We start from the raw sequence: 13124 nt of genomic DNA, 5'->3' as shown, positions 1-13124 counted from the left end.
TGTGCGGTAGTGGGATACATCCTGTCAGCTGCCGCCTAACTGGCGATACAGACCCTCACTGCGTACTTTCCGTTCAGCCCCCGTGATTTCCCCCCGTTGCTTTAGATCTTTGATAATCGTCGGAAGCAGCTTTTGCACTTCGGTGGTGCTCATGCCTGTCTGCAAGCGCGAGTCAAACAAGATCTTCAGCAGTACGTAGTCCAGACCGGACAGGTAACGGTCAATGCTGTGGTCATTGAAGATGGACGGGAAAACCTGATCCGAATCATTGGGCAAACCAAGTACCTGAGTCGTCTCCTCAATTAAGCAGTCGATGGCTTTACCCTTGGCGATGGCATTATCGATAGGGATGACTATCGTCGCGCCCTGCAGCACGCTGTTGTGCAGCTTGACCTGGCCATAACACACCGCATGACTGGTAATTTTCTTATTGAACGGTTGCCGTCCGTAGAAGCGAATCAGGGTTTGATCTACCTGAGCCTGAGGGACAATAAATATCTGCATGCGCGCTTGCTTGAAGGGCACTGATCGAAGGGGTAGTCCGGTGATGTCTGATAGCTGCTGCAAATGTGTTTTCATCAGGGCCGCGAAGGGGGCAATGGCCTCATTGGGTGTGTAGATGTAGTAGTCAATCGGATTTTGCCACTTCAGCAGGATGCCGCTGCGGACTTGCTCATGTTCGCGCTGCAGTGCGATTTTGATAAAGGATGAGGCGATGTAGCTGGGGGCTTGCCAGTTGTGTACTGAAGTAGTCTGAGCTGCATCTGCCATACCGCTCAGTAATAACGGCACAAGGCTCGTCAGGCTGCTTGCCCAGCGCTTTATTGTCCTTTTCATAACACCCTCCTCGTCAAGATCCGTATTCAGCATAGCCGATCAATAGTTAGCCATGTGCGCTAAGGATCCGATCTGCAAACAACTTACTTGTTCGTGGATATCGCTACCAAACTTTGTGTCGGGCAGTTGACGGGTAAATATTAATGTATATAGTTGTATATACAAGCAAGTACATGCAGGAGCAACCTCATGCCTCAGGTCAACCATGGCTGCGAACGTGTCTTGATCAACGCCAACCTCATTACGCTGGATCCGCAATGTGACGGAGCCTATGGCGTAATGGAGCGCGCGGCGCTACTGATTGCAGATGGCAGGATTGCCGCGATCAGATCAATGGAGGAATGGGCCGCCACCACACTGAATACTGATGGCATCGAAGTTGTTGACCTGGTAGGTCAGTGGGTCAGTCCCGGCTTTATCGACTGCCACACTCATCTGGTGTTCGCTGGCAACCGTGCTGCTGAATTTGAGCAACGCTTGTTAGGGGTTCCTTACGAAACCATCGCCCGACAAGGTGGTGGGATTCTCAGCACTGTGCGCGCTACGCGGCAGGCTGAAGTGGAAGAGCTGGTGGCAGCGGCACGTCCGCGTTTGCTGGCGCTGATGCGAGAAGGGGTGACCACCATTGAGATCAAGTCAGGGTATGGCCTGACACTCGAGGATGAGATCAAGTTGCTGCGAGCGGCGCGGCAATTGACGGCCGATATGCCAGTCAACGTATCCTTGACCTTGCTGGCTGCTCATGCCATCCCTCCTGAATTTCAGGGTAAGGCAGACGACTACGTCGACATGATCTGCCAGACCCTTATTCCTCTGGTCAGCGAAGAGAAACTGGCTGATGCCGTCGATGTGTTCTGCGAAGGGATTGCCTTCAGCCCTGCCCAGTGTGAGCGGGTGTTTCAGGCAGCGCAGACACATGGGCTGGCTATCAAGGGGCATACCGAGCAGTTGAGCCTGCTGGGGGGCACTGAGCTGGTCGCACGCTATCAAGGCTGGTCGGCGGATCATGTCGAGTATCTGGATGAGGCTGGCGTTGCTGCGATGGCCGAAGCAGGCACGGTGTCGGTATTGCTGCCCGGGGCGTTCTACTTCCTGCGTGAAAAAACCTTGCCACCCATCGAACTGTTGCGGAAGTACCGGGTGCCGATGGCCGTGGCTACGGATTTCAATCCAGGCACATCACCGCTGGCATCAATCCGACTCATGATGAACATGGCCTGCACGCTGTTCCGTCTGACTCCGGAGGAAAGCTTGCGTGGCGTCACCCAGCATGCAGCAACCGCACTGGGGCGTAGTAGCCAGCTGGGCATGCTGCGTGAAGGCATGCAGGCCGATCTGCTGGTCTGGAGTATTCGTCACCCCGCAGAGCTGGCTTATGAATTTGGGGTATCTCAGCCCACATTACGGTTTTGGAAAGGACGGCTGTCAGAGCATGAGCCTGATAGCAAGTCGATATAGGAAATACCGCCCGCGTGTGCGTGGCAATGAGAAAACTGGAATCAGCAGCAATCTCCGTTGAATTAGTAAACATCTCCGTTGGAAAAATAACTGTGCTCCGACCCGGTCGGAGGGAAAGATCAGAGGTGCATCAGCATGACTCAACAAAATACTCAAGCTAACAGCCGCCTGGATACCAGCCGGGTTATCCGTGCGCCCCATGGCACCGAGAAAACCTGTAAGAGCTGGCTGACCGAAGCCGCCATGCGTATGTTGATGAACAACCTTGACCCCGATGTGGCCGAGCATCCGCAGAGTCTGGTGGTGTACGGTGGTATCGGCCGTGCTGCACGCAACTGGGCCTGCTACGACAAGATCATTGAAGTATTGCAGCGTCTGGAAGATGACGAGTCCCTGCTGATTCAGTCCGGCAAGCCCGTGGGTGTGTTCAAGACCCATGAGAATGCACCGCGTGTTCTGATTGCTAACTCCAACCTGGTACCTCACTGGGCCAACTGGGAGCATTTCAACGAACTGGATAAGAAAGGCCTGATGATGTACGGCCAGATGACGGCTGGTTCATGGATCTATATCGGCTCACAGGGCATCGTTCAGGGTACCTATGAAACCTTCGTCGCCGTCGCCAAACAGCATTTTGGCGGTGTTGCTACAGGGCGCTGGATTCTTACTGGCGGTCTGGGTGGCATGGGTGGCGCCCAGCCTCTGGCCGGTGTGATGGCAGGCTTCAACGTACTGGTTGTTGAGTGTGATGAAACCCGTATCGACTTCCGCCTGCGTACCCGATACGTGGATTACAAGGCTACGTCGCTGGACGAGGCGCTGGAAATTATCAACGAAGCCAATGAGAGCGGCAAAGCTATCTCTGTCGGTCTGCTGGGTAACGCTGCCGATGTATACAGCGAGCTGGTCAAGCGTGGCGTCACACCTGACGTGGTCACTGACCAGACTTCTGCACATGATCCGCTGAACGGTTACCTGCCACAGGGCTGGACCATGGAGCATGCCCGCGAAATGCGTCAGCAGGACGAAGCGGTGGTAGTCAAGGCAGCCAAACTGTCCATGGCAGTGCAGGTGCAGGCCATGCTGACCTTGCAGGAACGCGGCGCAGCGACGCTGGACTACGGCAACAATATTCGTCAGATGGCGCTGGAAGTGGGCGTGGAAAACGCGTTCGATTTCCCGGGCTTCGTACCTGCTTATGTACGTCCGCTGTTCTGTGAAGGTATTGGTCCATTCCGTTGGGCGGCACTGTCAGGTGACCCCGAAGATATTTACAAGACCGATCAGAAAGTGAAGGAGCTGATTCCTGATAATCCCCATCTGCACAACTGGCTGGATATGGCGCGTGAACGTATTGCCTTCCAGGGGCTGCCAGCTCGTATTTGCTGGGTAGGGCTGAAGGATCGTGCACGTCTGGCGCTGGCTTTCAACGAAATGGTCGCCAAAGGTGAGCTGAAAGCGCCTGTGGTGATCGGTCGTGATCATCTGGACTCAGGCTCCGTTGCCAGTCCCAACCGCGAAACCGAGTCCATGCTGGATGGCTCCGATGCGGTGTCCGACTGGCCATTGTTGAATGCCCTGCTGAACACCGCTGGCGGTGCGACCTGGGTTTCTCTCCACCACGGTGGTGGTGTGGGGATGGGCTTCTCTCAGCACTCTGGCGTCGTCATTGTGGCTGACGGTACTGAAGCTGCGAGCAAGCGTCTGGGTCGCGTCCTGCGCAATGATCCGGGGACCGGGGTGATGCGCCATGCGGATGCTGGCTATCAGATCGCTGTGGACTGTGCTCATGAGCAGGGGCTGGACTTGCCGATGCTGAACGGCTGATAGGCCCTTTGTTTTAATTACCCGAGGGATGAAGTGACTCACTTCATCCCTTCAGACTTTCAAAAAAATAAAAGTGCGTCCTGCACAAGTGGAGTGGTTGCTGTGTTCAAACTCACTATCAAACCCGGTCAGCTGACGCTGGCTGATCTGCGCCGAGTGGCTCGTGAAGCGGTTGAGCTGCATCTTGATCCGGCTTGTCATCAGGCCATCCATAAAAGTGCGGCAACTGTCCAGCAGGTGATTGCGGAAAACCGCGTGGTGTACGGTATCAACACTGGATTCGGGCTGCTGGCCAATACCCGTATCTCCCCCGAAGATCTTGAGCTGCTGCAGCGCAGTATTGTGCTGTCTCACGCTGCCGGTGTGGGCCAGTTTATGGAGCCTTCCACGGTACGCCTGTTGATGGTACTGAAAATCAACTCTCTGGCGCGTGGCTTCTCCGGTATCCGTCTGGAAGTGATCGACGCGCTGGTACGTCTGGTCAACGCAGAGGTATACCCCTGTATCCCTGAGAAAGGCTCAGTCGGTGCCTCCGGTGATCTGGCGCCACTGGCTCATATGAGCACCGTACTGCTGGGCGAGGGTGAAGTGCTTTACAAGGGTGAACGTCTGAGCGGTGCGGAAGGTCTGAAGATTGCCGGGCTGGATGCGATTACCCTGGCACCGAAAGAGGGTCTGGCACTGCTGAACGGTACTCAGGCGTCTACGGCTTTTGCCCTGCAAGGGCTGTTCTATGCAGAAGATCTCTATGCGGCGGCGACAGTGGCGGGGGCCATGTCGGTTGAGGCCGCATTGGGTAGTCGTCGCCCCTTCGATGCGCGTATTCACGAAGTGCGTGGCCATCAGACGCAAATGGATGCAGCGGCGGCCTACCGCCATTTGCTGCAGGACGCATCAGAGATTGGTTCTTCTCACCAGAACTGCGAGAAGGTGCAGGATCCCTACTCACTGCGTTGTCAGCCACAAGTCATGGGTGCCTGCCTGCAACAGATCCGTCAGGCAGCCGAAGTGCTGCTGGTGGAAGCGAACTCCGTGTCTGATAACCCGCTGGTATTTGCAGACGACGGTGACATTATCAGCGGTGGTAATTTCCACGCTGAGCCTGTGGCCATGGCGGCAGACAATCTGGCGCTGGCCATTGCTGAGATTGGTTCACTGTCTGAGCGTCGCATGGCGCTGCTGATTGACAGCAATCTGTCCAAGTTGCCGCCGTTTCTGGTTAACAACGGCGGCGTCAACTCGGGCTTCATGATTGCTCAGGTCACTGGTGCGGCACTGGCATCGGAAAACAAGACGCTGGCACATCCAGCCTCTGTAGATAGTTTGCCCACCTCTGCCAATCAGGAAGACCATGTTTCCATGGCGACCTTCGCTGCTCGTCGTCTGCGTGATATGTCAGACAATACGGCAGGGATTCTGGCGGTGGAGCTGCTGGCGGCCTGTCAGGGCGTTGATTTTCGTGCACCGCACAGGCCTTCGCAGCCGTTGCAGCAGGCCCATGCTATGCTGCGTGAAGAGGTGAGCTTCTATGACAAAGATCGCTATTTTGCTCCTGACATCGCCAGAGCACAGATACTGATCCAGCAGGCTCACTACAATGCGCTGATGCCAGCCCGTCTGTTGCCCAGCGTGGGTGAATAACCACAGCCTTTGCATTGGCTAATGCAACAAAGCCGACCACTAGGGTCGGCTTTGTTGTTTTCTACGGGAGGCTTTTCAGTTCGATGGCTACTGACGGCCAGGTGCTTATTGGCATTTGCCTGCAGTCGTCAGCTTCTGCACCTGTTCAATATCCAGTACATCCTGGCCTTTGTCACCATTACCCAGATGGCCTGATACTTCCGCCAGCAGCGCTTCCTTATCCTTGCCTTGCAGCTTTTTGTACATGTTTTGCAGGTTGAGTGCTTCTGGTGTTGCTGTCAGCTGGAAGGTTTTGCCACTGCTGCACTCTTTGAGTACGGCGATATCGCCCTGATAGCTGAAGATCCCCTTAAGAGGCAGGGCGTTATCTTCATCGCTCTGGTTCAGCGTCAGGCTGTAGTTCTGTTTGGAGTCGATGGGCTGACCGTCCTGATCCAGTTGGTGCAGGGTGTGATTACTGGTGACCGCATAGCCCAGTTTGCGCTGCGGGTTATCCAGCAGGACCCGGTAGTCCTCGTATCGCCAGTTGCCCACCTGAGTGGTGGTGTGAGACTCGATTCCCAGATATGTCTCCTGCAGAACATAGGTATGGGAGGCGAGCAGGATCAGGTGGGTCGCAATACCTTCACAGTCAGCGCAGGGCAGAGTGCCATTAAAGCTGGCAGGCATATTCCAGGGTGTTCCCAGAGTGACGGCCGGTGCAGGCGCGACCACTGGTTTAACCGGTTGTGCTGATTGAGCGGATGCCACTGGTGGCATGACCTGCAGATTCTGGCCCGACGTTGTGCTACCAACCTGCGCGGTACTCTGACAACCGGCCAACAGCAGAGCAGGGCAGAGCAGCAATGCCAGATGAAGAGGGCGGCGATTGGCAGTAGCTCTGTTCCTGATAGCAGTATTCATAGTGAGGTTTCCTGAGACGGATAACGATACAGGCAGCCAGCTTTATTGATGGGCAATACAGCGGGCTGCGAGAGACGGCGTCATAATAGCAGCCGTCGTGAGCTTCCCCTACGTCTGACTCGTGAAAGTATATTTCATTGAGGTCAGATGTCGGTGTTGTGGTGAGCAGTGTAGCGTGGGGCACATGGCCTGCTAGGGCAAATCAAATACGGGGGCTAGCTGTCCTGCCTCTTCTCCGGGAAGGGGGCGGCTGAAGTAGAACCCCTGAATTTCATCACATCCCAGCTGTTGTAGCATTTTCAGCTGGCCTTCAGTTTCAACACCTTCCGCCACGACTTTGATATCAAAAGTGTGAGCCAGATCTATGATGCAGCGGATGATTTCGACCTGCTTTTGCTCCGTCTCCAGCGGAATGACAAAACCTCTGTCGATCTTTAGGACATCAATCGGCAGCTTGCCGAAGTAGGAAAGTGAAGAATAGCCTGTGCCAAAATCATCGAGTGAAATACGTACCCCCAGTGCTCTGATTTCCTCCAGCAGGCTGCAAACAGAGGCGGGCTGATTGATCAGAACACTCTCGGTGATTTCCAGCTCGAGGTGCTCAGGATTAAAGCCCGTTTCAGACAGCACGCTATGCAGCTGGCCAATAAAGCCGGTGCTGAACAGCTGCACTGGTGAAATGTTGACCGCAAGGCTGCTGACAGTTTTGCCTTCCTCACGCCATCGCAAACACTGATTCATGGCATCACGCATCACTTGCAGACCTAACCGATGGATCAGCCCGGTTTCTTCTGCGATTGGGATCAGTAACGCAGGTGAAATGTAGCCGAAATCAGGGTGCTTGCAGCGCATCAGTGCTTCAAAACCCTCCAGTTGGCCAGAGCTGGCACACACCTTGGCCTGATAAAACACCTCGATATGATGGCTTTGAACCTGAGAACGCAGAAAGTACTCCAGATCCGCTCGCTGCTTGCTGGCCTTGGTCATGTCTTCGCTGTACATATAAAGCCGGTTACGTCCGGCTGCTTTTGCGTAATACATCGCTGTATCAGCACGCTGCAGTAACTCATCGTAATTGTGTGCGTGGGTCGGATAGAAGGATATGCCGACACTGGCGCTGACAAAGGTATTGACGCTACCGAGATGAAATTCAGCTTCTGTGGATTTTAATATGGCACGCGCCGCCTGTTCGGCCATGCTGACGCTGGTATCGGGAATAAACAGAATGAATTCGTCACCACCGTAGCGGGCAAGGATGGCCTGCTCTGGGGTGACTGACTGCAGACGCTGGGAGATCTGCTTGAGCAGCAGGTCGCCCACGTGATGGCCATGGACATCGTTGACCTGCTTGAAGCGATCAATGTCGATAAACAGCATGGCGCACACTAACCCATGCTGGCTTTGATATTCCTCGATCGAATCCTGTACACGCTTTTTGAGCAACGTCCGGTTTGGTATCTGGGTGAGAACGTCATAGGTCGCCTGATAGGTCAGCTGTTTTTCACGCACGAGAGCAGAAAGTGCGATGGTGCTTCTGTTAATGAAGGCGTCCAGTGCGGCCTGTTGTGCAGGCTCAGAGGGTGTGCTTTCAGTCTGGATGATCAGCCCGCCAAGCAGTTTCCCTTGTGTGATCAGTGGCATGTAAGAGCAGTGTCCGGCGCCGTACATCGCTACCACCGCAGGTTCGCTAAGGATGGCTTCGATAGGAACGGATGCAATGCTCTTGTCAGAGGCGGCAATTAATAACGATGGCTCTAGTGGTAAGCTTTCCAGCGTGAGGGTGGCTGGTCTGGAGTGAAGTGTGCGAGTTGCCTCAAAGTAAATGGATGCACGCTGATAGGGATACACATTGTTGAGACCCTGAAGGATAGCGCGTGCAATACGTGCTTCGGCATTACCAGTGAGGATCAGTTGATCAATTTCGGTCTGGGACGTCTCCTGCTCTCGGTGAGCGTTGAGTACCATTGCCATGTCGTTGAAGGCGACCGCCAGCTCGGAGAACTCATCATGGCTGTCAATCTCGATTCTGTGCTTAAGCTCGCCAGCAGAGATATGCCGTGCTCCGATAATCAGATTGTTGATAGGTTTCAGTGAGCGACGGATGGTTCGCACACTGAAAAGCAGAATAGACAGCAGTGATAAGCCCAGCAGTGGAATATACAGCGTGCGGAATTGTTGCAATGTGGCCAGTGCTCTGTCTTTGCGTTGACTGGCAACGATCGTCCAGGGGCGGCTATTGAACTCGTGGTCGAGGAATAAGTCCCAGAAGCTGGCGATATACTCGTGATCCTGATCCTGCCAGGTAAAGTTGCGCTGAGTAGACATATTCAGCTGTGACTTCACATCTTTAACGGAGGTAAACAGGCCGTTGTCGTAGCAGGAAATCTTGTTTTTGCGGCTATCCAGAACGCAGATATCAGTGTTCTCCGGGATCGCCGTATCAGGTAACACATAGCTGTTTTTTACGACGCCCAGGGCATAAGCGTTGCCTCTTTCAAGCACTATCGGGATGGAAAGAATGACGCGAGGTTTGTCTTCTTCGTCAGGTAATACGGACAGCTTGCTGCCGTCAGATTCTGTGGGGCGCAAGCGTTGTAATACCGCCGGAGGATGTCCAAACAGGGTTGCAACGCTGTTGCCGCTTACTATCAGTGCCGCGTCGAACATGCGCTCAAGTTTCGGCTTTTCAATCGAGGTCATCAGTGAGTGTGCAGATTCGGCAAGATAGGCACTGTCTCGTAGCGTGATCTCTGCGTCCTGCAGTCGCTCGAACAGGGCAAGGCCATAGCTCTTGCTGAGATCACGCAAGTAGACCTGACGCTCTTCTGTGATCAGGTTGCTCACCTGACGGTAGGATAGCCAGGCAGTAATACCGATAGGCAGCAGGGCGGAACAGAAGAACAGTATAAAGACGCGTCTTGCGACTCGACTGTTCAGGGAGCGGCGCTCAATCATCGAGATGCTTTGTCACCCTTAGTAGTCTGAAGCAAGGCCATAATACTGGCCGTTGTTGGCCCGAATAATATCGTCCTGACTGGCCTGCGCGGTAAGTGGGCTGACTGATTTGCCATCCGGGCCCATGCTATAGAGGTCGAAGTCCGAGTTGATTGGGACGAGGTTTTTGTCTTTGCGGACCTTTCCCTTGCCTTTCGTCGTGGCAATGTTGAGGTACTGGTAGGGGTTGCCCCAAGGGTCTTCGTAGCCGCCCTGGCCAATATCATCCAGAGAGTCTGGGAAACTGCCGTTGTGGTCAAAAGCATAGGATGAGATCTGGACCGACAGCAGGCGGATATCCTGAATTGCCTGTTCCTGTTTGATTCGTTCCTGATAGTTCTGATATTGCGCTACGGCAAGGGTTGCCAGAATAGCGAGAATCGCCGTAGCAACGACCAGTTCAAGTAAGGTGAGCCCCAGCTGGAGACGTTTAATGTTGTTAGATGTGGGATGCATGAAAACCTCTGAGGGGGTAAGCACTCAGCTTATTCGACATGTGGTTGAGTATCCCGTTGCAGACAGGTATAGAAAGCAATTAATGGAATAAGGCGTGGAAAAGGCGCTATCTGTCACGACAGGCATAGCGCCTTTGGAGATAGAAGGTTAACGAATCACTGTGGCAATGGATGATGCAACGTATTCGATATTGCCTGAAGCCAGTCCGGCAATATTGACCCGGCTGGAGTCGACCATATAAATGGCGAACTCTTCGCGCAAGCGCAGGATCTGTTCTTTATTAATGCCCAGGAACGAGAACATACCTTTCTGACGTTCGATAAAGCTGAAATCCTGATCGACTCCTTGTGTTTGCAGTGCCAGGTTCAGCTCGCGACGCAAGCCATTAATGCGCTGGTTCATGACATTCAGCTCATCCAGCCATTGTTTCTTGAGGTCGGCGCTGCTGAGGATGGTCTCAACGATAGCAGCCCCATGTGACGGAGGCATGGAGTAGTGCGCTCGGATAGTCGTCATGACCTGACTACCAGCGTTGACAGCCTGTTCGGCACTGGCTGACAGCACGACCAGATAACCCACGCGCTCACGGTACAGACCGAAGTTCTTGGAGCAGGAGCCTGCCACGACCATTTCAGGTACATGAGCCGCTACATAACGAACGCCGTAGGCATCTTCATCCAGACCATCCCCCAGGCCCTGATAAGCGATATCGATAAAGGGTAGTAAGCCTTTGCGCAGCATCAGCTCGGTGACAGCGTGCCACTGGTCCTTGTCCAGATCGGCTCCGCTGGGGTTGTGGCAGCAGCCATGCAGCAGCACGATATCGCCTGTTGCGGCCTGCTCCAGAGCGCTCATCATTGCATCAAATCGAATTTCTTTTTTGACACCGTCGTAGTAGGGGTAGGTTTTCAGCTGCAGACCAGCACTGCTTAGCAGTGGAATGTGGTTACCCCAAGTTGGGTCGCTTACCCACACGGTACTGCCTGGCGCGCATTGATGCAGAAACTCAGCAACCATACGCAGAGCACCACAGCCGCCGGGCGTCTGGGCAGTGACAATGCGTTTGTCTTTGATCGCAGGGTGATCACTGCCCAGCAGCAGTTCAGCGATACGCTCATTGAACAGGGCTGAACCGGCCATGCCGATGTAGGTTTTGGTGGTTTCTTCTGTCAGCAGACGTGTTTCTGCCGCGTGAACAGCCGCCATAATCGGCGTATTGCCCTGTTCGTCCTTATAGACGCCAACACCGAGGTCCACCTTATTGCTGCGGGTGTCCTGACGAAACAAGCCCATCAGGGACAGAATGGGATCCGGAGGCAGGGCAGTCAGTTTTTCGAACATGGCAATTCTCTATAGTTGGTCGGACATGATGAGTATCAGCCTGATCTTTCGTGGCGAGAGGCCATTTTACCTTGGGTCTGTTTCGGTGGCCGGGCAGTCTGCACTGGCTGTGACGTACAGAGGTAATGGATTGGCGCCTGGTCAGATCATGCGATGGAAGTCAGGCTCTCCTGAAGAGCGGTACGCTTAAGGAAATGATTTAGCGTGGCTGTATTGTAACGACGTCTGCAGGAAATTTGCTTGCTATTTCTTTAACAAAAACGGGTTGAAACAGTTTATTCTTTCTCAGGGATGGTATTAGTCACAATAACCTTTCTTTCGCCTGAGGTCTGCTGGAATGTCGTTTTTGCCCTTTGATCAATTTGACCGCCTAATACTAGCGGAATTGCAGCAGGATGGCCGCATAAAAAATCAGTTGCTGGCAGACCGGGTCGGGCTGTCTCCTGCTGCCTGCTGGCGCCGCGTCAAAGCGCTGGAAGAGCAGGGAGTGATCCGCAAGTACACGGCTCTGCTTGACCCTCAGGCGCTGGACCAGGGGCTCTGTGTTCTGGTAACGGTCACTTTGTTACGTCACTCAGCCGATGCCGGCCGGGAGTTTGAGGAGGCCATCGTACAGTTCCCCGAAGTCCTGCAATGCTATGCCGTGACTGGCAATTCCGATTATCTGCTGCGTATCGTGGTACCTGACATGGCGACCTATGATCGCTTTCTGAATCAGAAGCTGTTCAGCATGCCAGGTATCTCTCAAGTGCATTCCAATTTCGCGCTACGTGAGGTCAAGAATGAAACCAGCATGCCTATGCAGCGCGCCATGTCTTCTGTCAGTGGCTGATGTCCTGTATGTAGCGAGCCAGCGCCTGAGCCAGTCTTGAAAAGCGCTGCGCCTCAAGATTGCCTGAAGAAGGCATGACATAGGTGGAGTTGATCTCCAGTTGGATAGCAGGTACACCATGCTGATGGCTGAAGCGGGTGATGGTAGCGTTTTTTGCAGCAGGAAAACGGTTACCCGAAAGGCTGAAAATGCCGTCCTGATGCAAGCGCTGAACCAGGTCTGACAGCAGCTTATCTTCACCCTGCAGGGATTCTCCATTCATTGTGCCAACATCCACATCGTAAGAGCGGTAAGCATGGCTACCGTGAATATCCAGCACCATACGGGGCTTGTTAAGGGCGATGAGCTGTGCCAGTTGTTCCTTAAATGCGTTGTCGTCGTAATAGTTGGGGTCTGAAGGCCCCTCGTACGTGGTGTAGATGACAGTTGCGCCCGTCAGCTCATGCAGCAGTACTGCCAGCGATGCTGTACCTCCCCCGTCAGAAAAACGTCTTTTCCCTTCTCGCCAGGGCCGTGTGGCATGAGGGGCGGTGATGATGACGGGAATGGTGCCCGGCAGTACTTTGAACCAGTTTTCGCCAGAGGGAATGGCTTCATCGGTGCGACTGTTGAGCTGTTTCTCCAGCCCGATGGCCTCTTCCACCTGTGCCGGTTCAACCAGCGCTTTTTCCAGCGACATGGGTGAAGACAGCGCGGTGGTAACCGCCTTTTGCTGCGGAGCGCAGCCTGCCATTGCCAGAAATAACGCTGTGCCCAGTATCGTAACGGCGAATGGCGCTATTGATGCCTTCGTGGCGGATTGATGTGAAGTATCCATATTGAGTGTAATTCCTTC

At 54.1% G+C, this 13124-nt stretch carries 10 protein-coding genes; 4 read left to right on the top strand and 6 right to left on the bottom strand.

The genetic code is table 11. The features are described from left to right. Positions 1-24: 24 nt before the first annotated feature. Complete coding sequence (locus QCD60_RS26440; protein WP_279789951.1) at positions 25-837, bottom strand: DUF2927 domain-containing protein; 813 nt, start codon at positions 835-837, stop codon at positions 25-27. Between the two features lie 189 nt (positions 838-1026). Here QCD60_RS26440 and hutI point away from each other — a divergent pair, with 189 nt between their 5' ends. From hutI to hutH, 3 genes are all read left to right on the top strand, one after another. Next, the gene (hutI, locus tag QCD60_RS26435) at positions 1027-2295 is read left to right on the top strand and encodes an imidazolonepropionase (protein ID WP_279789950.1); all 1269 of its coding nucleotides are present in this window, start codon (positions 1027-1029) and stop codon (positions 2293-2295) included. Positions 2296-2430: 135 nt separating this feature from the next. Beyond that, the gene (hutU, locus tag QCD60_RS26430) at positions 2431-4122 is read left to right on the top strand and encodes a urocanate hydratase (protein WP_279789949.1); all 1692 of its coding nucleotides are present in this window, start codon (positions 2431-2433) and stop codon (positions 4120-4122) included. Between the two features lie 102 nt (positions 4123-4224). After that, entirely contained in the window at positions 4225-5763 is a 1539-nt protein-coding gene (gene hutH, locus QCD60_RS26425; protein ID WP_279789948.1) for a histidine ammonia-lyase, read from the top strand. A 105-nt stretch (positions 5764-5868) separates the two neighbouring features. On the opposite strand, the gene QCD60_RS26420 is transcribed toward hutH, so the two are convergent. The 4 genes from QCD60_RS26420 to QCD60_RS26405 form a co-directional block, all read right to left on the bottom strand. Further along, positions 5869-6666 (bottom strand): copper resistance protein NlpE N-terminal domain-containing protein, encoded by a 798-nt coding sequence (locus QCD60_RS26420; protein WP_279789947.1) that lies wholly within the window; start codon positions 6664-6666, stop codon positions 5869-5871. Between the two features lie 192 nt (positions 6667-6858). Further along, positions 6859-9621, bottom strand: a complete 2763-nt coding sequence (locus QCD60_RS26415; RefSeq protein ID WP_279789946.1) for an EAL domain-containing protein — start codon at positions 9619-9621, stop codon at positions 6859-6861. A gap of 18 nt (positions 9622-9639) precedes the next feature. Beyond that, on the bottom strand, positions 9640-10116 hold the full coding sequence (locus tag QCD60_RS26410; protein ID WP_279789945.1) for a prepilin-type N-terminal cleavage/methylation domain-containing protein: 477 nt from the start codon (positions 10114-10116) through the stop codon (positions 9640-9642). Positions 10117-10263: 147 nt separating this feature from the next. Next, on the bottom strand, positions 10264-11457 hold the full coding sequence (locus QCD60_RS26405) for an aspartate/tyrosine/aromatic aminotransferase (protein ID WP_279789944.1): 1194 nt from the start codon (positions 11455-11457) through the stop codon (positions 10264-10266). 337 nt (positions 11458-11794) lie between these two features. On the opposite strand from QCD60_RS26405, the gene QCD60_RS26400 reads away from it, so the two are divergent. Continuing rightward, positions 11795-12289 (top strand): Lrp/AsnC family transcriptional regulator, encoded by a 495-nt coding sequence (locus QCD60_RS26400; RefSeq protein ID WP_104154812.1) that lies wholly within the window; start codon positions 11795-11797, stop codon positions 12287-12289. Here the strand turns inward: QCD60_RS26400 and QCD60_RS26395 are convergent. Continuing rightward, positions 12279-13106, bottom strand: a complete 828-nt coding sequence (locus tag QCD60_RS26395; protein ID WP_279789943.1) for a ketol-acid reductoisomerase — start codon at positions 13104-13106, stop codon at positions 12279-12281. The genes QCD60_RS26400 and QCD60_RS26395 overlap by 11 nt on opposite strands. Between the last annotated feature and the right edge of the window lie 18 nt (positions 13107-13124).

Origin of the sequence: Pokkaliibacter sp. MBI-7, assembly GCF_029846635.1 — a bacterium.
In the GTDB taxonomy this organism is placed as follows: Bacteria; Pseudomonadota; Gammaproteobacteria; order Pseudomonadales; family Balneatricaceae; genus Pokkaliibacter.
Note: the sequence above shows the minus strand (reverse complement) of the source record. Positions and strands in the feature narration are given on the sequence as shown.

What these genes read in the sequence shown, in the direction of transcription:
- hutI (WP_279789950.1), top strand. Translation starts at nt 1,027, where the DNA reads ATGCCTCAGGTCAACCATGGCTGCGAACGTGTCTTGATCAACGCCAAC.
- QCD60_RS26395 (WP_279789943.1), bottom strand. Translation starts at nt 13,106, where the DNA reads ATGGATACTTCACATCAATCCGCCACGAAGGCATCAATAGCGCCATTC.
- QCD60_RS26400 (WP_104154812.1), top strand. Translation starts at nt 11,795, where the DNA reads ATGTCGTTTTTGCCCTTTGATCAATTTGACCGCCTAATACTAGCGGAA.
- hutU (WP_279789949.1), top strand. Translation starts at nt 2,431, where the DNA reads ATGACTCAACAAAATACTCAAGCTAACAGCCGCCTGGATACCAGCCGG.
- QCD60_RS26420 (WP_279789947.1), bottom strand. Translation starts at nt 6,666, where the DNA reads ATGAATACTGCTATCAGGAACAGAGCTACTGCCAATCGCCGCCCTCTT.
- QCD60_RS26415 (WP_279789946.1), bottom strand. Translation starts at nt 9,621, where the DNA reads ATGATTGAGCGCCGCTCCCTGAACAGTCGAGTCGCAAGACGCGTCTTT.
- QCD60_RS26440 (WP_279789951.1), bottom strand. Translation starts at nt 837, where the DNA reads ATGAAAAGGACAATAAAGCGCTGGGCAAGCAGCCTGACGAGCCTTGTG.
- QCD60_RS26405 (WP_279789944.1), bottom strand. Translation starts at nt 11,457, where the DNA reads ATGTTCGAAAAACTGACTGCCCTGCCTCCGGATCCCATTCTGTCCCTG.
- QCD60_RS26410 (WP_279789945.1), bottom strand. Translation starts at nt 10,116, where the DNA reads ATGCATCCCACATCTAACAACATTAAACGTCTCCAGCTGGGGCTCACC.